The organism is Kitasatospora sp. NPDC001132 (genome assembly GCF_053598415.1).
In genome coordinates, this window is record NZ_JBSFKF010000009.1 from 23,573 (window position 1) to 48,344 (window position 24,772).

A 24,772-nucleotide genomic window follows, 5' to 3' on the forward strand; every position below is an offset into this window, starting at 1 on the left:
TCAGCCGACGGCGGACCGGCGCCTGGGGGTCATCGCCAGCCGGGGGTTGGCCGGCACGACCTCGAAGTTCCCCGTGGTGCACGGGACTCGGCCGAACAGGCTGTCAGGGCCCGCGACACAGACCCGCTCGACGCCGAGCCGCTTGAGACCGGCCACCGCGTCCGGCCAGCGCAGCGGACGCACGATGCTGTCCAGCAGCATCGTGCGCACCTGCTCGGCCGTGGTGAGCAGCGCGCCGTCCTGGTCGGCCACCACCGGAAGCTTCGGGTCGGTGAAGTGCAGGGTGGACAGCACCTCGCGCTCGGCCTTGTCCCGCAGCCCGGCGAAGGCGCCCGAGTGCAGCGGCGGACGCATGGTGTAGAGCGGCATCCCACCGATCGCGCGCAGCCGCTGCTGCATCCACTCCACCCGGGACTCGCGCAGCGAGAGCATGTAGAAGCCCTCGTCGATGTAGCAGGAAATGTCGTGCCACTCGCCCTGCTCGTCCAGCTCGGCGAGGATCTCGCCCAGTTTCTCCTCGGGAGTACGGACGAAGGAGAGCACCACGATGTCGGTGTGCTCCTGGCTGAAGTACTCGTCCATGCAGCGCGCGAGTTCCGCGGTCATCCGCACGGCCTCGGGCATCGGGAGCGACTGGGCGAAGGCGACCGCCGCCTTCTCGCCGAAGCTGGGGCCGAGGACGGCCTCGGCTTCGACGCCGAGGGCATCCTGCGCCCAGTCGGCGCTGGCCAGGCAGTTGACCAGGAAGGCCACCTGGGCTGCCTCGGAGTAGTCGCCCTCGGCCTCGCGGAAGGCGTCCACCAGGGAGTAGCCGAGGACCTCGTCGGCGACCGTGACCAGTTCCCTGGCGAAGCGGTTGGCCACCATGAACCGGCCGACGTCGTCGAAGGTGGCCGGGCCCATACCGGGGAAGATCATCGCTGTTCGCTTCGTCATGACCGGCTCTCCCGCACCGGCTGCGCCAGCTCCTTCAGGAAGCCCACCATCACCTCGGTGAAGCGATCCGACTCCTCCAGGTGCGGGCAGTGGCTCGAGTTCTCGAAGATCTCCCAACGCACGTTGGGGATGCGGTCGAAGTAGGGCTGCATCGTCACCGGGGTGGCCTCGTCGTACCTGCCGCTGATCAGCAGCGTCGGCGTCCGGATCGCGTCCAGTTCGTCGATGATCGACCAGTCCTTGAGGGTGCCGATCACGTGGAACTCGTTGGGCCCGTTCATCGTGTAGTACACGGTCGGGTCGTTGTAGATCTCCATGAAGGAGGAGAGGAAGTCCTTCGGCCAGGGCAGGATCCGGCACACGTGACGGTCGTAGAAGACCCGCATGGCGGCCAGGTACTCGGGCGATTCGAAGGTCTCGGCCGCCTCGTGCCGCAGCAGGGTCTCCTGCACGTCCGACGGCAGCTGCGCGCGCAGCACGGCCATCTCACTGAGCCACAGCGGGTAGGAGGCGGGCGAGTTGGCCACCACCAAGCCGCGTAGTCCGGCCGGCCGGGTCATCGCGTGCTTCGCGGCGAGCAGGCCGCCCCAGGACTGGCCGAACAGCACGTAGTTGTCGGCGATGCCCAGTTCGCTCAGCAGGTTGGTCAGTTCGGCGGCGAAGAGGTCGGTCTTCCAGAAGTCGGCGCCCTTGTCGGGCAGATGGGTCGAGCCACCGTTGCCGAGCTGGTCGTAGTGCACCACCGGCCAGCCCTGCTCGGCGAGTTCGGTCAGCTGCAGCAGGTAGTCGTGGGTGCTGCCGGGACCGCCGTGCACCACCACCACGGCCGGTTTCTCCGCTCGGAGGTCGCCGGTGACGCGGTACCAGGTTCGGTACTCCCCGAACGGGACGGTTCCCTTGGCGCTGGGCTCCAGGGGCACGGTAACCACCTCAGTCGACAGACGTGTTCGGGGTGCATGGCAAGTGATCCGGTCCCGACGCTAACGCGCTGCGACGGCCCGACTGGACCCCTAGCGGCCCCTAGCCCAGCAGGGGCGCGAGCCGGATCGGCCCGGGTCGCGACACAGGCCACGCGGTAGGGGTCGGCAGGGGGTGTGGTGCGGTGATCGGGCCGCCTAACGTGCGAACAGCGGTCGAATGCGCCGTACGGATGGCCGCTCCACGCGCCCGGGTTCTCCTCGCACCGGGGCCTTCCTCGCGCGGAGGGGCGGAGGGCTTCTTCGCGCCGGGGGCCTTCCTCACACCGGGATCAGCGTGCCCGGATCAGCGTGCTCGCGCATGCGACGCACGCGAGTTCCGACGCATGCGGGTTCGAATGAGTTCGTTCCAGTGAGTTCGAGAGGGCACCATGACCCAGACTGCCGACCAAGAACGTCCGGCCGCCCAGCCGCCGGCCTTCCCGATGCCGCGTTCCTGCCCTTTCAGCCCGCCGGCACAGTACGCCAAGCTCCGTGAGAGCGAGCCGATCTCTCGGGCGGTCCTCAAGGTCAACGGCAAGCCCACCTGGCTGGTCAGCACCTACGAGAGCATGAAGAAGATCCTCGGCGACTCCCGGGTGAGCGCCAACCTCAAGCTGCCCGGCTACCCGCTGCAGGTGCCGGTGCCCGAGGAGATGCTGCAGGCCGTCCCGCTCACCTTCCTCTCCATGGACCAGCCCGAACACACCGTCCAGCGCCGGCTGCTGGCGCCCGAGTTCAGCCTGCGCCAGATTCGCGCGCTGCGCCCCCGGATCCAGCAGATCGTGGATGCCCGGATCGATGCGATGCTGGCCGAGGGCGGCCCGCTGGACCTGGTGGCCGCACTCGCACTGCCGGTGCCCTCGCTGGTGATCTGCGAGCTGCTCGGTGTTCCCTACGAGGACCACCCGCGCTTCGAGCACTGGGCCGGCCAGATCATGAACCATGACATCAGCGACGCGGAGCGCGGCCTGGCGCACTACGAACTCGACCAGTACGTCGACCAGTTGGTCACCAACAAGGAGACCACGCCGGGCGACGACATGATCAGCCGGCTGATCGCGGCCAACCGCGCCGAGCCCTCCGTCGAGCACGCCGACATCGTGAGCATGGCCCGGCTGATGCTGGTCACCGGCCACGAGACCACCGCCAACATGATCGCGCTGGGCACTCTGGCCCTGCTGGAGCACCCCGACCAGCTCGCCGCGGTCAAGGCCGACTCCACCCTGCTGCCCAAGGCCGTCGAGGAGTTGCTTCGGTTCTTCAGCATTTCCGACGCCGGCACCGCCCGGGTCGCGCTGGAGGACATCGAGATCGACGGAGTCGTCATCAAGGCAGGCGAGGGCATCCTGCCGCTCAACAACTCCGCCAACCACGACGAGAGCGTCTTCCCCGACGCCGGCACCCTCGACATCCGCCGCGAGGCCCGCAGCCACCTCGCCTTCGGCTACGGCATCCACCAGTGCATCGGCCAGAACCTCGCCCGGATCGAACTCGAAATGGTCTACGAGACCCTGTTCCGGCGCATCCCCGGCCTCAAGCTGGCCGTCCCGATGTCCGAGCTCAAGTTCAAGGACGACGCCATCGTCTACGGCATGTACGAACTGCCCGTCACCTGGTGACCCAGGCGGATCGATCCGACCAGTCGAACCCGACTCCGAGAGGGCACCATGACCCAGGACCACCTGGCGACCGAACTGCCGAACTTCCCGATGACCCGCACCTGTCCGTTCAGCCCGCCGGCGCAGTACGCCAAGCTCCGTGAGAACGAGCCGATCTCCCAGGCGGTACTCAAGGTCACCGGCAAGCCGGCCTGGCTGGTCACCACGCACGAGCACGTCAAGACGGTGCTCGGCGACTCCCGCGTGAGCTCCAACCTCAAACTGCCCGGCTACCCGCACCAGTTCCACATCCCCGAGGAGATGCTCCGCGAGGTCCGCCTCATGCTGCTCTCCATGGACCCGCCGGAGCACACCGCCCAGCGCCGCTACCTGATCCCCGAGTTCACCGCCCGCCGAATGCGCGCGCTGCGCCCCCGGATCCAGGAGATCGTGGACGCCCGGATCGACGCGATGCTCGCGGCCGGCGGACCGGTCGACCTGGTGGCCGCACTCTCGCTGGCGGTGCCCTCGCTGGTGATCTGCGAGCTGCTCGGCGTCCCGTACGAGGACCACCCGCAGTTCGAGGAGTGGTCGGCGCTGATGATGAACCACGACATCAGCCCGGAGGAGTACGGCGCCGCGGTCGTCGGCCTGGACATGTACCTGGACAGGCTGATCACCGCCAAGGAGACCGAACCCGGCGACGACCTGATCAGCCGGTTCATCGAGAAGAACCGCGAAGAGCCGATCGCCGACCACACCGACATCGTCACCATGGCCCGGCTGATGCTGGTCGGCGGGCACGAGACCACCGCCAACATGATCTCGCTCGGCGTGCTCGGCCTGCTGGAGCACCCCGAGCAGCTCGACGCCGTCAAGGCCGACCACGAGCTGCTGCCCGGCGCGGTGGAGGAACTGCTGCGGTTCTTCAGCATCTCCGACTCCGGCACCGCCCGGGTCGCACTGGAGGACATCGAGATCGACGGCACCGTCATCAAGGCAGGCGAGGGCATCCTGCCGCTCAACAACTCCGCCAACCACGACGAGAGCGTCTTCCCCGACGCCGACACCCTCGACATCCGCCGCGAGGAGGCCCGCAGCCACCTCGCCTTCGGCTACGGCATCCACCAGTGCATCGGCCAGAACCTCGCCCGGATCGAACTCGAAGTCGTCTTCGGCACCCTGTTCCGGCGCATCCCCGGCCTCAAGCTGGCCGTCCCGGTGTCCGAGCTCAAGTTCAAGGACGAGGCCCTGGTCTACGGCGTCCACGAGCTCCCCGTCACCTGGTGACCGTTCAGCCCACAGAGGTCCACTCCACCGAAGTTCACCCCACAGAGCGAGGTACAACCACTATGCGTGTCAGCGTCGACCCCGACCGGTGTGTGTCGGCCGGCCAGTGCGTCATGCGCGCCCCCGACGTCTTCGACCAGGACGACGACGGCATCGTGACACTGCTCCAGGAGGAGCCACCCGCGGCGCTGCACACGCTGGTCAGGCAGACCGCCTCGCTCTGCCCGGTGCGGCTCATCCAGATCACCGAGTAGCCGAAGGACGGCTGAGCGAACACCCCCACCGATCGCCGCACGCCCGGCGGGGCGTGGCGCGTTTGCGGGGCCCCGCTCCCTGGACTGGGCCGGCGTTCGCCGCTGTCCGGCGTGGTCGGGGCCCCGACCACGCCGCTCACCGCAGCGTCCCGGTCCCGGGAGAGCTCCGTCGACTGCGCCGCTCCCACCCCGGTCGGAAGCCGGAACCGCAGCACGCTCGCCGCGCGAACCGGAGCGCCCGGCAACGATCCCGTTCGGCATCGCGTCGTTCCGGCTTGCCGGGTTCATCCTGTGGCCGTTCGGGCGGTCGGCGGTGGAGCGGCCGGACGCGGGGCCGGCGTCCTGCGTGGGGAACGTCATCTGGCTGGTGTTCGCCGGCTGGTGGCTGGCTCTCGGGCACCTGATCACGAGCATCCCGCTGTTCCTGTCGATCATCGGCATCCCCTTCGGATGGGCCAACCTGAAGATGATCCCGGTCTCGCTGATGCCGCTCGGCCGCGAGATCGTGCCGACCGACCAGGAGTGGGGCGCGCGGTAACCGTCACGGACGTCGACGGCCGGCGGGGGCAGCAAGCCCTCGCCGGCCGTTCGCGTTTCCGGGGTCAGGGGCGGCGGGTGAGGGCCTTGCGCGCCGCGTAGGCGGCGGCGCCGAGGGCGAGGACGGCGGCGCCCCAGAGGACGGAGCCGGCGGGGAGGGCGAACGCGAGGACGAGGCAGCCGGCCGTGCCGAGGACGGGGACGGCGAGCGGGGGCCGGCCCTCCGCGGGGGTGAGGGTCCAGGCGGAGGCGTTGGCGACGGCGTAGTAGGCGAGGACGCCGAAGGAGGAGAAGCCGATCGCGCCGCGGAGGTCGCCGAGCGCGGCGGCGAGGGCCACCACCGCGCCGACGGCCAGCTCGGCGCGGTGCGGGACGCCGAAGCGGGGGTGGACGGCGGCGAGGAGGTGCGGGAGGTGGCGGTCGCGGGCCATCGCCAGGGTGGTGCGGGAGACGCCGAGGATCAGGGCGAGCAGCGAGCCGAGGGCGGCGACCGCCGCACCCGCGCGCACCACCGGGACGAGGGCGGGCGCTCCTGCGGCCCGGACGGCGTCGGCCAGCGGAGCGGTGCTGTGGGCGAGGCGGTCGGGGCCGAGGACGGCCAGGACGGCGAGGGCGACGGCGGCGTAGACGACCAGGGTGATGCCGAGGGCGAGTGGGATCGCCCGGGGGATGGTGCGCCGGGGATCGCGGACCTCCTCGCCGAGGGTGGCGATCCGGGCGTACCCCGCGAAGGCGAAGAACAGCAGGCCGGCGGCCTGGAGCACGCCGTGGAAGCCGGCGTCCGCACCGACGGCCCAGTGGCCGGTGTGGGCCGCGCCGCCGGCCAGGCAGGCGGTGACCACGGCGGCGAGCACCGCCAGGACGACGGCCACGATCGCCCGGGTCAGCCAGGCGGCCTTCTGCACGCCGACGTAGTTGACGGCGGTCAGCGCCACCACGGCGGCGACCGCGACGGCGTGGGCCTGGCCGGGCCAGACGTAGGAGCCGACGGTGAGGGCCATCGCGGCGCAGGAGGCGGTCTTGCCGACGACGAAGCCCCAGCCGGCCAGGTAGCCCCAGAAGTCGCCGAGCCGCTCCCGGCCGTAGACGTACGTGCCGCCGGACTGCGGGTAGCGGGCGGCGAGCCGCGCCGAGGAGGTGGCGTTGCAGTACGCCACCACGCCGGCCAGCGCCAGGCCCACCAGGAGCCCGGAGCCCGCTGCCCCGGCGGCGGGCGCCAGCGCGGCGAAGACGCCCGCGCCGATCATCGAGCCCAGCCCGATGACCACGGCGTCGAACACCCCCAGGTGCCGCCGCAGCTCCCCCGGGGCGGCCACCGTCGGCGACGAACTCATGCGCTGTACCTCTCTCGATCCGGCTGTGGTGTCGGCGCACCCTACCGGAGGGAGGGGAACAGGGGGTGCGGGGCCGAGGCGCCGAGGAAGCCCCTGGTCGCGGGGGGAGGGAGGACGCGGGGGTGGAAGGGGCCAGGATGTCGGCGCACCCTGCCGGAGGGAGGGGTACGGCAGTGGTCACCCACTGAGCCGGGCCTCCAGGGCGCGCAGGTCCGCGGTGAGGGCGGCACGCACCTGGCAGGACATCAGCGGACCGACCAGGAGGGGGCCGCCGCGGACGCGGATGCGGGCGAAGGTGCCGGCATGGGTGGGTTCGAAGGTGTAGGTGACGCGCATGGGCGTCGGCCCGCAGACGGAGACCATGTCGAGCACCGTCGGCGGGCGGTGGAGTGCCACGCGCAGCACGTACCGGAAGGACCTGCCGAGGAAGTGCGCGGTCCGGGTGACCTCGGCGCCCACGCCGAAGCCGCCGGTGTCGGCTTCCCGGGTGAGGGCCGCGGTGCGGATGCCCCGGGTCCACTCGGAGTCGTGGCGCCAGTCCATCGCGTAGGCGGCGACGGTGGTCGGCGGGAGGGGGATCAGGCGTTCCACTGTGACGTCGAGGGGCATGATCACACTCTCCCGCCGGGCGGGCCACTGCGCTCCCTGGACCCGCCCGGGGGAAGGGCCGAACGGGTGGATCCGTCGGAGCCCCGTGATCAGATCCCCAGGATCCGCTGGGCCTGCGCCCGCATCTCGACCTTGCGGATCTTCCCGGTGACCGTCATCGGGAACTCCTCGACCACGTGCACGTATCGCGGGATCTTGAAGTGGGCGAGCCGGCCGGCGCAGTACGCGCGGACGGCCTCGTCGGTGAGCGGTTCGGCGCCCTCCCGCATCCGGATCCAGGCCATCAGCTCCTCGCCGTACTTGGCGTCGGGCACGCCGATGACCTGGACGTCCAGGATGTCCGGGTGGGTGTGGAGGAACTCCTCGATCTCGCGCGGGTAGAGGTTCTCGCCGCCGCGGATCACCATGTCCTTGATCCGGCCGGTGATGGCGAGGTAGCCGTCCTCGTCCATCACCGCGAGGTCCCCGGTGTGCATCCATCGGGCGGCGTCGACGGCCTCGGCGGTGCGTTCGGGCTCGCCCCAGTAGCCGAGCATGACGGAGTAGCCGCGGGTGCACAGCTCGCCGGGTTCGCCGCGCGGGACGGTACGGCCGGTGGCCGGGTCGACCACCTTGACCTCCAGGTGCGGGCCGACCCGGCCCACCGTGGTGACCCGGCGCTCGACCGGGTCGTCGACCCGGGTCTGGGTGGAGACCGGCGAGGTCTCGGTCATGCCGTAGCAGATGGAGACCTGCGCCATGCCCATCCGCCCGATGACCTCCTTCATCACCTCGCTCGGGCAGGGCGAGCCGGCCATGATGCCGGTGCGCAGGCTGGTGAGGTCGTAGCGGCCGAAGTCCGGGTCGGCCAGTTCGGCGATGAACATGGTCGGCACGCCGTACAGCGAGGTGCAGCGCTCGGCGGCGACGGCGGCGAGGGTCGCGCCGGGCTCGAAGGACGGGGCGGGGATGACCATGCAGGCGCCGTGCGAGGTGGCCGCGAGGTTTCCCATCACCATGCCGAAGCAGTGGTAGAAGGGCACCGGGACGCAGATCCGGTCCTGCTCGGTGTAGTCGAGCAACTCGCCCACGAAGTAACCGTTGTTGAGGATGTTGTGGTGCGAGAGTGTCGCACCCTTGGGGAAGCCGGTCGTCCCGGAGGTGTACTGGATGTTGATCGGGTCGTCAGGGGCCAACTCGTCCTGTCGCTCGGCGAGTCGGGCGTGGTCGGCGCGCCTTCCGGCGGCGGTCACGGCGCCCCAGTCCGGACTGCCGATCAGCAGGACGCGCTCCAACTCCGGGCAGCGGGGCCTGACTTCCTCGATCATTCCGGCGTAGTCGGAGGTCTTGAAGCGCTCGACGGCAACCAACAGCCGGATGCCGGCCTGGTTCAGCACGTACTCCAACTCGTGAGCCCGGTAGGCCGGGTTGACCGTCACCAGGATCGCGCCGAGCTTGGCGGTGGCGTACTGGGTGAGCGTCCACTCGGCGCAGTTGGGGGCCCAGATGCCGACCCGGTCCCCCTTGGCGATCCCGAGCTCCAGCAGGCCGAGCGCCAGGGCGTCGACGTCGGCGGCGAGTTCGGCGTACGTCCAGCGGCGGGCGGTGGCCCGGTCGACCAGGGCGTCGCGCTCGGGGAAGGCGCGCACCGCGCGGTCGAGGTTCTCCCCGATGGTGTCACCGAGCAGCGGGACGTCCGCGGTGCCGGAGGCGTAGCTGCGTGGGGTCGGCGTGGTCGGCACGGGCTGGCTCCCGGGGACGGCGGTGCGGGTCAGGGACCATGGTCGCCCGCCCCGACCCCGCGCCACCACCCCCGAACGGGGGTGCGGACACGGCGCTGGGGCCGCCCGTCGGCTTCGACGGACGGCCCCAGCGCGCGGGGTCACTTGTTGATACAGATGTTGCCGAAGGCAGGGTTGAGCAGGCCGATGATGTCGATCGAGTTCCCGCAGATGTTGGCCTCCAGGTTGATCGGGACCTGGATCTGGTTGCCGGACAGGACGCCGGGCGAGTTGGCGGCGATGCCGTTGGCGGTGGCGTCGCCGGCGGAGGCGGTCCCGGCACCGGCGAGGACCGTCACCGCGGCGAGGGCGGTGGCGGCGAGGGTGGTACGCATACGCATTGCGTCGCTCCTTGTGAGCATGGCGGTTCGAAGTGTGACGATCACACTCGCTCACGATCACAAGCGATCCACCCCGCCGCACGCCGGATTGACCCGTTCTAGGGCGCGTCGGCCTCCCGCCCCTCCCCCCGCCCCGTCGGCGCCGCGCCCTCGGGGCTGGCCACGCTCAGTGATCCCAGCAGGTCCCGGGCCGGACGCAGCCCCGGCTCGGCCGCCACCGCGCGGTGCAGCAGCCCCAGCGCGAGCCCCTCCTTCCCCGCCGCCAGGGCGGCCAGCGCCCGGTTGTAGTCGATCCGACCGGCGTAACGCAGCCGGAACAGCACCGACAGGTCCTCCCTGCAGGAGGGGCAGCGCAGGGTCTCCCGGTCCGCCGGAACCCTGCACAGCGGGCACGGCACGTCCAGGGCCTCCGGGGCGTCCGGCGCGCCCGGGGCCTCCGGTGCGTCCGCGGCGCTCATCGCGGCCCCGCCTCCTCCGGGCGGACCGGGCCGAGCGGCTCCGGGGCCGACTCGCTGCCCAGCTCCCGCTGCGCCTGCGCGTACAGAGCCAGCAGGTTCGACATGTGGGTGTTGACCTCCGCCATGTTGGGCGCCTCCACGGCCGCGTCCAGGCCGCGCAGCTCGGCCATGATCAGCTGGGCCAGGGCCGGCGAGACCATGTTCTGGGTCACGTACACGTTGCACATGGTGATCATCCGCATGGTGTGCCCGAGCGAGTCGCAGAGCTCGTCCGCCTTCCGGGCCGCGCGCACCGCGCCCTCCCAGTCGGCGGCCTCGCGGCGCAGCCGCAGCTCGGCGGCCACCGAGCGCAGCCGGTCCAGGTCGCTCGGGTCGAGGTGCTTCTCGCAGTAGTGGATGAACAGGCTCAGGTACGCCTCGGAGCCGCGCACCCAGCGCTGGGCCTTGAGCTGCTGCTGGGCCCGCTCCAGCGCCGCGTCCACCGACTGGCCGCGGGTCTGCCCGGCCGCCAGGTCGTCCAGGGTGTCCATCAACCGCTGTGCCTCGCGCCGCTCGGCCTCGGTCAGCTCGCTGCCCCAGCGGTCGGTGAAGGACTCGATCTGCCGCTGCTGCTCCTCGACCTGCACCTTCAGCTCGGGGTCGAGGGTGACCCGCTCCAGCTTGACGGTCTTCTCCGCGCCGCCCTGGATCCGCACCGACAGGGTGATGGTGCGGTCCCGGTCGAGGCCGAAGGAGACCTCGACCGGGGTCCGGCCGCCCAGGCCCTCGGGCAGCCGAAGGGTGAGGTGGCCGATCAGCTCGTTCTGCTGGGCGATCTCGTGCTCGCCCTCGTAGACCGCGATCTCCAATCGCTGGCGCCCGCTGCCGGAGACCACGAACTCCCGGCTGACCGGCGAACTCGTCGGGTAGCCGCTGTTCTTGGGGATGATGACGGCGAGGCGGCCGTCGTTCAGCTCGATGCCGAGGTTCTTCGGGGTGATGTCGAACGGGTTGGTGACCTGCGCCAGTTCGCCGCAGCCCGGGCAGACCTCGCAGCCGGGCGGGTTGACCACCCCGCAGGAGGCGCAGCGCAGGCCGACGTCCTCGGCGGCGGTGGTGGCCACCCTGGTCCGGCCGGGGGCGGCCGAGTTGAGCGGCTCGCCGCACAGTTCGCAGGCGGTGACCCCGGGGGCGGCCGGCGTGCCGCAGCGCGGGCAGTTGCCGCCGTGCACCACGGCGGTGGCCTCGGTCCGCTGCGGGGCCGTCGTGCCTCCCGGGCCGGTTCCGGTGGCCCCCGTGGCTCCGGTGGCTCCGGTGGCGCCCGAACCGTCCAGCGCCTGATCGCACTTGGGGCAGGCGGCGGCGTCGGCGTCGACCGGGATGTGACACCTCGGGCAGGAGACCCGGGCGCCGCCGAGCAGGGTGGTGGCACAGTTGGCGCAGCTGGAGGCGGACAGGTCGCCGGGGGCCCGGCACTCGGGGCACTCCACCTCGCCGACCAGCGCGGACTGCACGGCCGCGCCGAGCGCCACGCACTGCATCGGGTTGACGCCGCGCCTGATCCGGCGCGGGCCGAAGACCTCGCCGAGCCGGCGGGCGACCAGCGGGATCGCGGTCGAACCGCCGACCAGCACCACCTCGTCGATGTCCCCGACGGTCAGGTTGGCCTGCATGATGGCCTTGTGGGTCAGCTCGATGGTCCGCTCGATCCGGCCCTCGATCAGCTCCTCGAACCGGGCCCGCTCGAACTCCGTCTCCAGCACCAGCTGCCCGGCACCCAGGCCAGGCAGGATGACCTCGGAGGACTCCTGGTTGGAGAGCTCGATCTTGATGGTCTCGGCGGTGGCGGCGATCTTCGGGCGGTCGCGCAGGTCGGGCTGGTACTCCGCGCCGTACTCCTCGCGTATGTCCTCCAGCAGCGCGGTGGTGATCCCGCGGTCGAAGTCGTCGCCGCCGAGCAGGTTGTCGCCCTCGATGCCGAGCACCGAGACCGAGCCTGGCACCAGCAGCAGGATGGAGATGTCGAAGGTGCCGCCACCGAGGTCGTAGACCAGGACGGTCTTCCCCTCGTCGCCCGCCTCGGAGGTGATGCCGTACGCGAGGGCGGCGGCCGTCGGCTCGTTGATGATCCGCAGCACGTGCAGGCCGGCCATCCGGCCCGCCTCCTGGGTGGCCGCGACCTGCCGCTCGCCGAAGTACGCCGGGACGGTGATGACGGCCCGGTGGAAGGGCTCGCCGAAGCGCTGCTCGGCGTCCTCCTTGAGGCGGTGCAGGATGATCGCGGAGATCTCGATCGGGGTGTACGAGCGGCCGTTGAACCAGACGTTGACGTCCCCGTCGGTGCCCGCGGTGACCTTGTAGTCCACCTCCTTCAGGGCCGCCTGGACCTGCGGGTCCTTGAACTTGCGGCCCATGAAGCGCTTGACCGAGCGGATCACGTTGGCGCCGTCGATGGCGATCCGGCTGCGCGCGGTGGAGCCGACCAGCAGCTCGCCCTTGCGGCCGCTGCCGACCACGGAGGGCGTGGCCTCCTGGTTCTGGCGGTTGAAGATGATCTCCGGCTCGCCCCGGCGCAGATGGGCGACCACGGAGTTGGTGGTACCCAGGTCGATCCCGAGTGTGCGGTACATGTCGTTCCCCTCTTGCCCCTCGTGGTCCTGGTCCTGGCTAGTTCTTGCGCTTGGCCTGTTGGGCCTGTTGGGCCACGGCCTTGGCCCGGCGGCGGGCCCGGGGCGGGGCTGCCTTGGGCTGGACGCGGATGACCGGCGCGGTGGCGACGGTGGCGGTCGCCTCAGGTGTCTCCGGTGCCTCGGGCGTCTCCAAGACCTCGGGCGCGACGGCTTCGGTGGCCTTGGACGGCTCCAGCGCCTCGGGCTCGGCGGCTTCACTGGCCCCGGACGGCTCCAGCGCCCTGTCGGGCTCCGGGTCCGGCTCCGGCGCGGCGACCACCACCTGGGCCCGGCGCAGCACCTCGTCCTCCCAGAAGAACCCGGTCACCACCGTCCGCACCACCGTCTCCGGCGCCACCCCGGGTCGGGCCTCGGTGCCCACGATCTCGGTCAGGTCCGGGTCGGCCGTCATGCCCTCCAACCGCATCGGCCGCACCTTGGCCTTGGCCAGCTGCCCGAGCAGCCGCCTCCGGGTGGCCTCCAGGCCGGCGCCGCGCCCGAGCGCCACCAGTTCGCGGTCCAGGCCGAGGGCGGCGAGCGCGTCGTCCACCTCGACCAGGATGCCCAGGAGTTCGCGCTGCTCGGCCCGAGCCGCCTGCTTCTGCTCCGCCAGCTTGCTCCCCAGCAGCGAGGCCCGGAAGAGCAGCCGGCCGAACGCCGCCTCCAGGTCGACCTCCTCGACACCGGGCGGGATCTCCAACCGCCGCTGGCCGCCGAGCAGTTCGGCGGTCGACGCGCCGGCGGTCAGGTCAGTGGGTGCGTCGGTCATTCGGGTACCTCGATCTGCGGCAGCACGGACAGGTCCGCCGCGTAGCGGGCGGGGACGGGCGGTTCGGGGTCGGCGCCGCCGGGGGCGGGCTCGGTGAAGTCGGCGGCCAGCTCGGCCCGGTGGAGGGCGGGCAGGGTGGCGACGGGCGGCAGCGGCTCGCGCTCGATCACCAGCAGCGGTTCGGCGAGCGCGGGGGCGAGGAGTTCGGCAGCCTGGTCCACCGGTTCCGGCGGGAGCGGCTGTTGGAGGTCCGCCTCCAGGCGCCGGTCCGGGTTGCGCAGCAACGCGGCGGCCTCCTGGATCTGTTGGCGGCTGTAGCGGCCGGCCCGCATCGCCGGTCCGACGGCGAGGTTGATCTCGCGCACGCCGGCCGTGAGCGGGATGCCCAGGACCTCGTACGGCGACGGCTCGTGCAGTGGCATGGCGGGCGGTCCCTCTCCTCACAGTGGCCGGGTGGGTGGCTGGGGTGCCGGTACGGTCGGCGGTCCGGGTGGCGGTCCGGCTGCGGCGTACGGTCTGGGACGCCTTCCAACTGCCGTACGGTTTCCGTCAGTAGAGCGAGTTGATCCGCATCTGCATGGCTCGCAGCTCGAGGTCGTCCGGATTGTGCTCGACGGCCTTGCGGGCCAGGTCGCGGGCCTCGCGCAGCTGCCGGGCGTTGGCCCGCTGGACGGCGAACGAGCCGTAGACGATGCCGAGTTCGCGGTGCAGCTTGTCGGTGTCCTCCGGGGTGCGGGACAGGCCGAGGGCCTCCTCCAGCAGCCGGATGGCCTCGAGGTAGCGGCGGGCCTCGTAGTGGCCGATGGCCTCGCCGCGCCAGAGGCTGACCATCAGCCGGCGGATGTCCGGCGAGTCGTCGTAGGACTTGGCCTTCTGCAGCATCGCGGCCTGGGCGGTGAACGGCTGGTCCTGCATGGCGTCCACCACGTGGTTGGCGAGCATCACCGAAACCCGGCGCGGGGCCTCGTGCTCGACCCCGCCCTCCCAGTCCGGGTCGGCACGCAGTGCCTCGGCCATCCGCTCGACGGCGCGCCGGCGGTCGTCGGCGAAGGCGGCCGAGCGGGAGAGCTGGCGCAGTACGAAGGCGAGGCCGATCCGGTGGTCCGGGTCGGGGTTGAGCTCGATCAGCGCCCGCCAGGCGTCGGCGGCCTCCTCCAGTTCCGCGTCGGTGGCGTCGGGACGGCTGAGCTGGCCGGCCCGGTTGCCGAGGGCGGCCTCCAGGAAGTGCCGGGCGGTCGGGTCGCCGGGGACCAGGTCCAGGCTCTTCTCCAGCAGGGCGAGGGCGCGGGGGTAGTCCTGGTCCTCATTGTTGATCTTGCGTGCCCACTGGGCGTAGGTGGCGCCGAGGTCGCCCCGCACCTCGGGGTCGTCGGGGGCCAACGCCAATGCTCTCTCCAGGAGTTCGGCGGCTCCGGCCTGGTCGTCCAGGCTGTTCTTGAGCAGCGCGCGGGCGGCCCGGACGCCGGACTCGGCGGCGATCGCGGCGGCGTCGGCGGGCAGCCGGGCGCCGGGGACGGACCGCGCGCGGGTGAGGCTGTCCAGCGCCTGGCGCCAGTCCTGGTTGCGGTGGTGCTCGCGGGCCTGGCTGACCAGGGACTCGCCGAGCAGCGCCTGCCAGTCCTCGCCGCGCCGCTGTTCGGGCACCGCGTCCAGGGCGGCGACGGCGGCGGCCTGCCTCCCCTGGAGCTGCAGGTAGCGCTGTGCGCCGAGCTCCCCGAACAGGCCGAGGGCGCGGGTGGGCGCGGGCGCGTCGGGGCCGGCGGGCCGCTGCCAGGGCCGGACGGCCCGCTCGAACGCCTCGTCCCAGCCTACGAGTTCGGGATCGGCGCGGAGCAGCCGCTCCAGGACGGGGCCGAGCGCGAGGCGGCGGTCCGGGCGGCCGGGCAGGGCGATCCGGACGTCCTCCTGGGCGAGGGCGTCCGCACAGTACGCCTCCATGCCGAGGCGCAGCGTCCAGGCGGTGACCTCGTCGCCGCCGCGCCCGGCGGCCCGGTCCAGGGCGCGCAGGTCCTCACGGAGGCGGTCGAGCAGGCCGGTGCGGGCGGCGGCGAGCCGCTGGGGTTCGGCGGTGCGGCCGGTGGTCCGGGCGGACTCGGCCCACAGCTCGGGCTGGTGGAGGGCGGCGACCAGGCAGCCGAGCGTCCAGGCCCAGAGCTCCTCGTCCGGCTCCTGGTCGGGGGTGCCGGCGGCGAGCCGGTAGCCGGCCAGCCCGAGCGCGTGCAGCAGCCGGGGGTGGGCCGGATCCCCGCGCAGCAGCTCCCGGTAGGCCTCCCAGGCCTCCCGGTGGCGGCCGTCGAGGGCGGCCTGGTGCGCCTCGTGCTCGGCGAGCAGGACGAGCGCGCCCGCCGCCTGCGGGTGTTCGGGGGCGAGCCGGAGCGCCTGGCGCAGGTCGATGGCGGCCGCACCCGGCCGGTCGGCCGCGAGGGCGGCGCCGGCCCGGCGGACCAGCACGGCCGCGCGGGCCGTCGTGGCGTCCTCGGGCAGGTCTGCCAGGGCTTCGTCCGGTCGGCCGAGTTCGGCGCGCAGCAGGGCGAGGTCGAGCCGGACGGGTGCGGCGGCCGTGCCGTCGCCGAGCGCCTCTGCCCAGCGGGCGAGCACGGGTTCGGCCTGTTCGGGGGTGCCGGCCCGGCGGGCGCAGTCGAGGACGGCGCGCAGGACGGGGGCGGTGCAGCGCACGCAGCGGGGCGAGGCGGCACCGCGCGGGGTGTGCTGGTGGTCGGTGCAGGCCTCGCGGCCGCAGCCGCCGCAGGTGTCGGCGGCGGGGCGGTCGCAGAGCGCGCAGTCGCCGGTCGGCGCCAGGCCGGCCGCTGTGCCCGAGGCCAGGAAGTGCCGGTACCAGTCCAGTGCGGCGGCCCAGTTGCCGGCCCGTTCGGCGAGCAGGGCGCGCAGCCGGGCGATCGCCGGGTCGCCGGCCGGGTCGGGCGGGCCGAGCAGGGCGATCGTCCGGGCCGGGCGGCCCGCCAGCAGGGCGACGGCGGCCAGGTGGTAGCGGTCGCGCAGGCCGCTGCCGGCGTCGAGCAGCGCGGTGACCGGCTCCGGGGTGCCCTCGGCCAGGGCGAGCGCGGCGCGCAGCCGGGCCTGGCGGTGGGTGAGGGCGCCGGGCAGGGAGTCGGCGAGGGCGAGCGCGGCTGCGGCGCGGCGGCGCGGTTCGGCCCGGTCGCGGCCGGTGACCAGCAGGTGGGCGGCCTCGCGCAGGGCGGCTTCGCGCAGCGCGGCCCGGTAGCCGGGGGCGGCGGGGTGCTCGGCGGCGGCCTGCTGCCAGAGTTCGCGGGCGGCCGTCGGGTCGGTGGCGAGCCGGGTGCGGGCGAGCCGGTCGCGGGCCAGGGCGCGGCGGGGGTGCAGGTCCTCGTCGTCGAGTTGCTCCCAGCGGGCGAGGGCGCCGGCCTGGTCGTCGGTGCGGGCGAGGGCGAGGCCGTGGTGGAAGGCGGCGATGGCGCTCCAGCGGCTGCCCGGTTCGGTGTCGGCCTCGGCGCGCAGGATCGGCTCGGCCGGTCCGGCCTGACCGGCGGCGAGCAGGGCGGCGCCGAGCCGGACCCGGGCCGGGCGCCAGTCGGGGGCCGTGCCGAGGCCGGCCCGGTAGTCGGCGGCGGCCTCGGCGGGGCGGTCGGCCCGCTCGTGCACCAGGGCGAGGCCGAACCGGGCGGGGGCGAAGTCCGGTCGGAGGGTCAGGGCCGCGGTGAACTCCTCCCGGGCCTGCTCGTCGGCGCCGAGCAGCAGGGCGAGCCGGCCGAGGGCGTAGCGGGGGCGGGGGTCGGTCGGGCTCTCCACGGCGGCGGCCGCGAGGTCGCCCCAGGCCCGCTGGGTGTTGCCGGCCCGCTGCCTGGCGAGGCCGCGGAAGAGCAGTGCGTCGGTGCGCAGGGCCTGGCCGCGCCCCCACGGGGAGGTCTCGCCGGGGCCGAAGTGCAGCGCCTCGTCGAAGGCGGCGACGGCGGGCCCGTCCTGGTGCCGGGCGTACAGCTGTACGCCCCAGCGGAACCAGAGTTCGCCGCTGCCGCCGGGGGCCGCTTCGGCGACCAGGCCCTCGGCCTCGACGGCCCGGCCGGTGGCGGTCAGCAGGGCGGCGCGGGCGAGCACCGGCCAGTCCCGGCCCGGCAGGGCGGCGAGGGCGCGGGCGGTGGCGTCCTCCCGCTGCTCGACGGCGCCCTCCCGGCAGCGGCGCTGCAGCCAGTCCAGGGCGTGGGCGGCGGCCTCGGCCTCCTCGCCGGGCTCGGCGCCGGCGGCGGTGGCCTGGAGGAAGGCGAGCAGCGGGCCGAGGTCGCCGTCGGGGGCCCGCATCCGTTCCTCGGCGAGGCTGCGCAGACTCCACCGGGGCAGCTGGCGGGCCGGGTCGGCGAGCAGCGGGTAGGCCTCGCGGTGCAGGGCGAGGGTGGCCTGCTGGTCGCCGGTGGGGATGGTGGCCTCGGCCTGGCCGAGCAGGGCGAGGCCGCGCTGCGGGCGCAACTCCTCGGGTGCGTCGGCGAGTCGGCGGGCCAGCCGGGCGTAGCGGCGGCGGGCCTGGGCGGCCCGGCCGGCGGCGAGCCGTTCGGCGGCCGCGGCCAGGGCCTTCGCCACCGCCGCGGCGTCCGTGGCCCGTCGGCGCCGGGCCAGGACGACGCTGGTGGCACCGGCCAGTGCCACCACGACCAGCAGCACCGCTAACAGCGCCATGCACCGTCCCCCTGGTTCGAGTACCGTCCACCGGGATGATCAACTTCCCTGGGGTGGCCGTGATTTGACGTCGTGTCGCGATGTTGCCCGAGTGCCATCAGAATAGGCCCTCGATCGGACGGACGAACAGGAAGGAGCACTATCCTGGGCATCACATCACCAGGGGGACGAGAGCACAGCAACAGCTCAACAGCAGCGCGCCAACAGCGCGTCCACAGCGGTCAGTAGCGTCGGGGGTCGGGGGTCGGGTGTCGCAGTCGCGTTGGGTGCCCGGGCTCCGGTTCGGGCCGGAGTTCGACCCGGAGCAGTACGAGCTGCTGGAGTTCCACCACCGGGGCGGCGAGGCCGAGGTGTGGCGGGCGGTTCGCACCGGCCACAACGGGCGCAAGGAACTGGTCGCCGCGAAGATCATGCTGGAGCGCGACCCGACCGAGGTGCGGCGCTGGCTCGGCCGTTGGGACGACGTCTCGCACAACGCGCACCGGCTGGGCGTCACCGACCTGGTGGTCCCCAGCTTCCTGCTCGGCCCCTCCCCGCACCGGCCCGGCAGCCCACCCGGCGCCGCGCTGCTGGGCTACCAGATCTCGCCCTGGGTCGAGGGCGTGCCGCTGCACACCTGGGCGCGCGGCCGGCACGGCGGCCTTTCGGCGGTCGCCGAGGTGCTGGCCCGGCTCTGCCGGATCGTCGACGAGCTGCACCGCAAGCGCTGGGTGCACCGCGACATCTCCCCCGCCAACGTCCTGGTGGACGGCCAGGGGCAGGTCAAGCTGATCGACCTGACCTTCCTCGCCCCGCTGGACCACGCCCTGACCGTCGCGGTGTTCACCCCCGGGCACGTCCCGCCGGAGGCCGAGCAGGTCGGCGGCTTCCCGACCACCGCCAAGGACCTGTTCGCGGTCGGCACCCTCGCCCGAACCCTGCTGTTGCCCGACCACGGCCGCCTCGATCACCGGCTGGCCGCCGAGCAGGCCCGCGCCGAGCTCCTCGCGGCCGGCTACGGCGAGGAATTGGCGCGCTGGGCCTGCGAACCGCTGGCCCGCGACCCGGACCGCCGCCCCTCCCCGCTCGGCCCGTGGGCCGCCCGGGGCCGTGAACTGCTGCGCGCCCACCGGCCGGTGGCCCGCACCGCGGGCCTGGCCGTGCTGCCCGACCCGGACGGGCGGCCGCTGGTGGTCACCGGCGGCGCCGACGGCACCGCGCTGGCCGGCCCCGGCGCCCTCGGCCGACGGCTTCCGGCGGGGCAGGGGCCGTCCACCGTACGGGAGCTGGCGGCCGGCTGGGCCGGGCAGCCGGGCGAGCTGGTGGTCTGCACGGAGGACCGCGGCGGCACCCTGTGGGTCGGTACGGCGGCGGGCTGGTGGGAGGCGGCGCGCGGGGTCAACGGGTTGGCGGGCGGGGTCGGTTCGGGCGGGTGGGGTGGTCCGGGTGGCTCGGGCGGCTCGTTCGGCTCCGGCGGTTCGTTCGGGTCGGGCGGCTCGGCCGGAGAGATGACGGTCTGGACGGCGGCCGGCGGCGCACTGCGCTCCTACCGCTGGGCACCCGGCCGCACCCTCACCGGCCAGGAACACCCCGGCTGCCCGGCCGACCGGGTGCTCGCCGCCACCGAGGAGCGGCCCGGCGCCTGGCTGCTGCTGGTCGAGCACCGCGAGCGGGTGCTGAGCTGGCGGCCCGGCACCGCGCAGCCGCCCGTCCCGGTGGGCCCGGCCGGCCCGCTGCGCGCCGGAGCGCTGGCCCGCACCTCCGCCGGACCGCAGGCCGCCACGCTGCGGCCGGACGGCTCGGTCCAGCTGCACACCCTCGGCAGGGCCGGGGCGGGAACGGAGATCGGCGACGGTGAGCCCTCGCTCGGGATCGCCATGGTGGGCCACCGCGGCGGCCCGACCGTCGCGCTGGCCGGCGCGGGCGGCGTACGGCTGCGGCTGCCGGTCGGCGGCGCCTCACGCCGACCGCGCTGGTGGCGGCCCACACTGCGCCCGGCGACCGGGGTCGCGCTGGCCATGGGCGAGGACTGGCGGCTGTGCCTGGCGGCGGTGGTGGAGGGCGAGTTGCAGGTGTGGCAGGAGGACGCGGCGTACCGCTGGCAGGCGGTGGATCTGCCGGAAGAGCGTTAGCCCTCCGCGGGTCGGTGCTGTGCCGGTCGGTCCTCTCCCTGGTCGGCGCCTTCCAGGTCAGTCCTTCTCCGGGCAGCCGTGGAGCAGTTCGGCGAAGGCCGCGCCGGCGGCGTCGCGCGGGAGGATCCGCTGTGCCCGGACGCCGTCCGGCGTGCTGATCACGTAGTGCTCGGCGAGGTACGACAAGTCGTCCCAGGGCTCCCAGCCGTGGGCGCGGAGCAGGGTCCGGCCGCAGCGGGTGCAGCCGATCCACGGCACCAGCACCAGGTCGGCCAGCTCCGGCTCGCTCCAGCCCGTCAGCACCTCGGCCTCGTCGCGCTCGCCGTCCAGCAGCCGCACCGGGGCGGGCGCGCCGTCGCCCGGGCAGCGCAGGAGGCCCGGGGTGAGCCGCTCGCGCACTCCCCACTCCTCGGCGAGCACGGAGATCTGCGCACGGTCCGTGCCGCTGATCGGTATCTGGCGGGCCAGCAGGCCCTCGACCAGCCGACCGAGCCCGCTCTCCTGCTCCCCGATCGCCCGGCAGTCCTTGACCTCCCGGGCGATGTCGTCCGGCAGGAGATCGGCGATCCGGCTCCAGCGCGCGGTGTCTTCGTCCATGGGTCGGACTCTAGCTCCCGGCGGATCGGCGCCGGTCGGCAAGGGGTCCCTGGCGGAGGGTCCTCGTACGGGCGCCGTCGGCGGCGGGGCCGGAGCAGCGCCGAGGCCCCGGAACCCCAAGCGGCGGGGTTCCGGGGCCTCGGCCCGGTGGTGGAGGGTGGCTCGGAGGTTCGGTCCCGTTGAGCACCGACGGACCGACGGACCGACGGACCGACGGATCAGCGGAAGCGGCGCAGCCGCAGGCTGTTGCCGACCACGAAGACCGAGGAGAAGGCCATCGCGGCCCCCGCGATCATCGGGTTGAGCAGGCCGGCCGCGGCCAGCGGCAGGGCGGCGACGTTGTAGCCGAAGGCCCAGAACAGGTTGCTCTTGATGGTGCCCAGGGTGCGGCGGGAGAGCCGGATCGCGTCGGCCGCCGAGCGGAGGTCGCCGCGGACCAGGGTGAGGTCGCCGGCCTCGATGGCGGCGTCGGTGCCGGTGCCCATCGCCAGGCCCAGGTCGGCCTGGGCGAGCGCGGCCGCGTCGTTGACGCCGTCGCCGACCATCGCCACGACCCTGCCCTCGGCCTGCAGCCGCTTGACGGTGGCGACCTTGTCCTCGGGGAGCACCTCGGCGATCACGTGCTCCGGCGCGATGCCGACCTCGGCCGCCACGGCCGCGGCGACCGCCCGGTTGTCGCCGGTGAGCAGCACCGGCGTCAGGCCGAGTGCGCGCAGTCTGTCGACGGCCTCGGCGCTGGTCGGCTTGACCGCGTCGGCGACCTCCAGCACGGCCCGGGCCTCGCCGTCCCAGCCGACCGCGATCGCGGTGCGGCCGGCCGCCTCGGCGTTGCGCTTGGCCTCGGCCAGCGCCTCGGGCAGCTGCTGCGACCACTCGCTGAGCAGGGCCTCCCGGCCGGCCACCACGGCGTGGCCGGCCACCACGCCCTGGACGCCCAGGCCCGGGACGTTCTCGAAGCCCTCGACGGCGGGCAGCTCTCCGGCCTTGGCGGCGGCGTTGGCGATCGCCCGGGCGATCGGGTGCTCGGAGGCGTGCTCCAGGGCTCCGGCCAGGCGCAGCGCCTCGGCCTGGTCCACGCCCTCGGCGGTGTGCACCGCGAGCAGGGTCATCTGGCCGGTGGTGACGGTGCCGGTCTTGTCCAGGACGATGGTGTCGACCTTGCGGGTGGACTCCAGGACCTCCGGGCCCTTGATCAGGACGCCGAGCTGGGCGCCGCGGCCGGTGCCGACCAGCAGCGCGGTCGGGGTGGCCAGGCCCAGGGCGCACGGGCAGGCGATGATCAGCACGGCGACGGCGGCCGTGAAGGCGGCGGTCCAGCCCTCGCCGGTGCCCAGCCAGTAGCCGAGGGTGGCCACCGCGAGGGTGATCACGATCGGCACGAAGACCGCGGAGATCCGGTCCGCGAGGCGCTGGGCCGCGGCCTTGCCGTTCTGCGCGTCCTCGACCAGCTTGGCCATCCGGGACAGCTGGGTGTCCGCGCCGACCCGGGTGGCCTCGACCACCAGCCGGCCGCCCGCGTTGACGGTGGCGCCGGTGACGCCGTCCCCGACCCCGACCTCGACCGGGACGGACTCGCCGGTCAGCATCGAGGCGTCCACCGCCGAGGCGCCCTCGACCACCGTGCCGTCGGTGGCGATCTTCTCGCCGGGGCGGACCACGAAGCGGTCGCCCACGGCGAGGTCCGCGATCGGGATGCGCACCTCGGCTCCGCCGCGCAGCACCGTCACGTCCTTGGCGCCGAGTTCCAGCAGGGCCTTGAGCGCCGCCCCGGCGGTGCGCTTGGAGCGCGCCTCGAAGTAGCGGCCGGCCAGGATGAAGGCGGTGACGCCGGCCGCCGCCTCCAGGTAGATGTTGGAGGAGCCGTCGGTGCGGGCGATGGTGAACTCGAAGCCGTGCCGCATGCCCGGCATCCCGGCGTCGCCGAAGAACAGCGCCCACAGCGACCAGAGGAACGCGGCGAGGGTGCCGAGCGAGACCAGGGTGTCCATCGTCGCGGCGCCGTGCCGGGCGTTGGTGAACGCGGCCCGGTGGAACGGCCAGGCGGCGTAAGTGACGACCGGCGCGGCGAGGGTCAGCGAGAGCCACTGCCAGTTGTCGAACTGGAGGGCCGGCACCATCGCCATCGCGATCACCGGCACCGCGAGCGCCACCGCGGTGAACAGCCGCTGGCGCAGCGGGGCCAGTTCGTCGGCGGGTTCGGCCTGCCCGGTGCCGCCCGTGCCCTCGGCGGCCGGGGGCTTGGGCAGCGCGGCGGTGTAGCCGGTGGCCTCGACGGTGGCGATCAGGTCGGCGACCTCGACTCCGCCCTCGAAGGAGACCTTCGCCTTCTCGGTGGCGTAGTTGACGCTGGCGGTGACCCCGTCCATCCGGTTGAGCTTCTTCTCGATGCGGGCCGCGCAGGAGGCGCACGTCATTCCGCCGATCGAGAGTTCCACCTCCGCGGAGGCGGGTGCCTGCGTAGTCATCGTCGCTCCTCGTGACGTCGTCGTGCGGTACGTTCGGCGGCCGGGCCGTCATACCCGGTCGGGGTATCGGGCGGTGCCGGGTCCCTTTATACCCCCGAGGGGTATCAGCCACAAGCCTTCGAGATACCCCTGGCCGGTATTTTTCGACCCCCAGATCCGGGTTGGCCTGGTACCCCTATGGGGTATTCACTCACTTCAGCCGAAGGGCGCGCCCCGCCGAGATCGCCGAGGTCTCGCAGGCCGTCGCCCGGTCGTCCGGGCCTGGGCCCGCCCCACCACTCCGTACGTCCGTCCGAGCCGCACGTCCCGTCCGATCCGCACGTCCTTCCGAGGGGAACCCCGCCATGAACACCGCCCTGCGCATCACCGCCTTCACGGGCGGACTCGCCGCCGCCTTCGGCCTCGCCCTCGGGGTCGGCCACGCCACCGGCAGCGGCCCCGCACCCAAGCCCGCCGCAGCACACGCGGGGCACGGGGGGCACGAGGAGAAGGCGGACAGCGGCGGCACCGAGCACCTGCCCGGCGGGCTGCAGATCTCCGAACGCGGCTGCACGCTCAGCGTCGACAACCCCTTCGTGACCGCCGGCTCCCCCACCGACCTGCGCTTCCGCATCCTCGGCACGGACGGCAAGCCCGTCACCGCCTACCAGCCACAGCACGAGAAGGAGCTGCACCTGATCGTCGCCCCGCGCGACCTGTCCACCTTCCAGCACCTGCACCCGACGCTGACCGCCGACGGCACCTGGAGCGCCCCCACCGCCGTCCCCGCCGCCGGCGAGTACCGGGTCTTCGCGGACTTCACCCCCGCCGGCCAGAGCGAGGGCCTCACCCTCGGCGCCGACCTGCACGCCGCGGGCGACCTGCACCCCGCCCCGCTGCCGGAGACCGGCCGGACCGTCACCGTCGACGGCTACACCGTCACCCTGGGCGGCGACCTCACCCCCGGGCGCAGCGGCCGGCTCACCCTCGGCGTCAGCAAGGACGGCAAGCCCGTCACCGACCTCCAGCCCTACCTCGGCGCGTACGGCCACCTCGTCGCCCTGCGCGCCGGCGACCTCGCCTACCTCCACGTCCACCCGGACACCAGTGCCCCGGGCCCGGAGATCGACTTCACCACCACCGCCCCCAGCACCGGCGGCTACCGGCTCTTCCTGGACTTCAAGCACCAGGACACCGTCCACACGGCGGCCTTCACCCTGACCACCGCCACCGCCGCCACAGCCACCGAGCACGCCGAGGAGGCGGGCGCTCACCAGCACTGACCGCCCCGCCACACAGAGATGTGCCGGGCGATCCCACCACGGATCGCCCGGCAGTCAGGGGTTCCCACGTGTGCAGGGCCCCGGCATGCGCAGCACCCTGACCGGCCTCGCCCGCCGCCTCTACGGCGACGAGTGCGGCCCCAACCGCCGCCCAGGAGCTCGCCGGGTCGGCGCCGCGCCGGCGGCGACGCGCCGAC

19 protein-coding genes are annotated in these 24,772 nt (G+C 73.6%); 6 read left to right on the forward strand and 13 right to left on the reverse strand.

Annotated elements, in window-relative coordinates; translation table 11 throughout:
- Complete coding sequence (locus ACWDBE_RS14655) at window positions 1–936, reverse strand: ACP S-malonyltransferase (protein ID WP_449808174.1); 936 nt, start codon at window positions 934–936, stop codon at window positions 1–3.
- Window positions 933–1,856: a proline iminopeptidase-family hydrolase gene (locus tag ACWDBE_RS14660; protein WP_449793337.1), complete on the reverse strand. Its 924-nt coding sequence runs from the start codon at window positions 1,854–1,856 to the stop codon at window positions 933–935. Before ACWDBE_RS14660 ends, ACWDBE_RS14655 begins: the two co-directional genes overlap by 4 nt.
- A gap of 428 nt (window positions 1,857–2,284) precedes the next feature.
- Between ACWDBE_RS14660 and ACWDBE_RS14665 the strand changes: the two genes are divergently transcribed.
- The 4 genes from ACWDBE_RS14665 to ACWDBE_RS14680 all read left to right on the forward strand — a co-directional run bounded on the left by ACWDBE_RS14665 (window position 2,285) and on the right by ACWDBE_RS14680 (window position 5,575).
- Entirely contained in the window at window positions 2,285–3,514 is a 1,230-nt protein-coding gene (locus ACWDBE_RS14665; RefSeq protein WP_449793336.1) for a cytochrome P450, read from the forward strand.
- A 48-nt stretch (window positions 3,515–3,562) separates the two neighbouring features.
- Window positions 3,563–4,783 carry a cytochrome P450 gene (locus tag ACWDBE_RS14670; protein WP_449793335.1) on the forward strand — a complete coding sequence of 407 codons (1,221 nt, stop codon included), beginning with the start codon at window positions 3,563–3,565 and terminating at the stop codon, window positions 4,781–4,783.
- A gap of 62 nt (window positions 4,784–4,845) precedes the next feature.
- Window positions 4,846–5,037: a ferredoxin gene (locus ACWDBE_RS14675; RefSeq protein ID WP_449793334.1), complete on the forward strand. Its 192-nt coding sequence runs from the start codon at window positions 4,846–4,848 to the stop codon at window positions 5,035–5,037.
- A 247-nt stretch (window positions 5,038–5,284) separates the two neighbouring features.
- A complete protein-coding gene (locus ACWDBE_RS14680) occupies window positions 5,285–5,575 on the forward strand; it encodes a YccF domain-containing protein (protein ID WP_449808297.1) in 291 nt (96 codons plus the stop codon).
- A 64-nt stretch (window positions 5,576–5,639) separates the two neighbouring features.
- Here the strand turns inward: ACWDBE_RS14680 and ACWDBE_RS14685 are convergent, their stop codons facing one another.
- The 9 genes from ACWDBE_RS14685 to ACWDBE_RS14725 all read right to left on the reverse strand — a co-directional run bounded on the left by ACWDBE_RS14685 (window position 5,640) and on the right by ACWDBE_RS14725 (window position 18,140).
- Entirely contained in the window at window positions 5,640–6,908 is a 1,269-nt protein-coding gene (locus ACWDBE_RS14685) for an APC family permease (protein ID WP_449793258.1), read from the reverse strand.
- A gap of 177 nt (window positions 6,909–7,085) precedes the next feature.
- Entirely contained in the window at window positions 7,086–7,517 is a 432-nt protein-coding gene (locus ACWDBE_RS14690; RefSeq protein WP_449808175.1) for an SRPBCC family protein, read from the reverse strand.
- An 89-nt stretch (window positions 7,518–7,606) separates the two neighbouring features.
- On the reverse strand, window positions 7,607–9,238 hold the full coding sequence (locus tag ACWDBE_RS14695; protein ID WP_449808176.1) for an AMP-binding protein: 1,632 nt from the start codon (window positions 9,236–9,238) through the stop codon (window positions 7,607–7,609).
- A gap of 140 nt (window positions 9,239–9,378) precedes the next feature.
- Complete coding sequence (locus tag ACWDBE_RS14700; RefSeq protein WP_449793261.1) at window positions 9,379–9,618, reverse strand: chaplin; 240 nt, start codon at window positions 9,616–9,618, stop codon at window positions 9,379–9,381.
- A 98-nt stretch (window positions 9,619–9,716) separates the two neighbouring features.
- Entirely contained in the window at window positions 9,717–10,076 is a 360-nt protein-coding gene (locus ACWDBE_RS14705; protein WP_449793262.1) for a hypothetical protein, read from the reverse strand.
- Window positions 10,073–12,685: an Hsp70 family protein gene (locus ACWDBE_RS14710; protein ID WP_449808177.1), complete on the reverse strand. Its 2,613-nt coding sequence runs from the start codon at window positions 12,683–12,685 to the stop codon at window positions 10,073–10,075. The genes ACWDBE_RS14705 and ACWDBE_RS14710 overlap by 4 nt, the downstream gene beginning before the upstream one ends.
- A gap of 37 nt (window positions 12,686–12,722) precedes the next feature.
- Window positions 12,723–13,493: a nucleotide exchange factor GrpE gene (gene grpE, locus ACWDBE_RS14715; protein WP_449808178.1), complete on the reverse strand. Its 771-nt coding sequence runs from the start codon at window positions 13,491–13,493 to the stop codon at window positions 12,723–12,725.
- Entirely contained in the window at window positions 13,490–13,915 is a 426-nt protein-coding gene (locus ACWDBE_RS14720; protein ID WP_449793265.1) for a hypothetical protein, read from the reverse strand. The genes grpE and ACWDBE_RS14720 overlap by 4 nt, the downstream gene beginning before the upstream one ends.
- 127 nt (window positions 13,916–14,042) lie before the next feature.
- Window positions 14,043–18,140: a hypothetical protein gene (locus ACWDBE_RS14725; RefSeq protein WP_449808179.1), complete on the reverse strand. Its 4,098-nt coding sequence runs from the start codon at window positions 18,138–18,140 to the stop codon at window positions 14,043–14,045.
- 248 nt (window positions 18,141–18,388) lie between these two features.
- Between ACWDBE_RS14725 and ACWDBE_RS14730 the strand changes: the two genes are divergently transcribed.
- Window positions 18,389–20,251 (forward strand): protein kinase domain-containing protein, encoded by a 1,863-nt coding sequence (locus ACWDBE_RS14730; protein WP_449808180.1) that lies wholly within the window; start codon window positions 18,389–18,391, stop codon window positions 20,249–20,251.
- A 57-nt stretch (window positions 20,252–20,308) separates the two neighbouring features.
- On the opposite strand, the gene ACWDBE_RS14735 is transcribed toward ACWDBE_RS14730, so the two are convergent.
- Window positions 20,309–20,848, reverse strand: coding sequence for a hypothetical protein (locus ACWDBE_RS14735; RefSeq protein WP_449793268.1), 540 nt, complete (start codon window positions 20,846–20,848; stop codon window positions 20,309–20,311).
- A 218-nt stretch (window positions 20,849–21,066) separates the two neighbouring features.
- A complete protein-coding gene (locus ACWDBE_RS14740) occupies window positions 21,067–23,313 on the reverse strand; it encodes a heavy metal translocating P-type ATPase (protein WP_449808181.1) in 2,247 nt (748 codons plus the stop codon).
- A gap of 344 nt (window positions 23,314–23,657) precedes the next feature.
- Here ACWDBE_RS14740 and ACWDBE_RS14745 point away from each other — a divergent pair, with 344 nt between their 5' ends.
- Window positions 23,658–24,575, forward strand: coding sequence for a hypothetical protein (locus ACWDBE_RS14745; RefSeq protein WP_449808182.1), 918 nt, complete (start codon window positions 23,658–23,660; stop codon window positions 24,573–24,575).
- The last annotated feature ends 197 nt before the right edge of the window (window positions 24,576–24,772 follow it).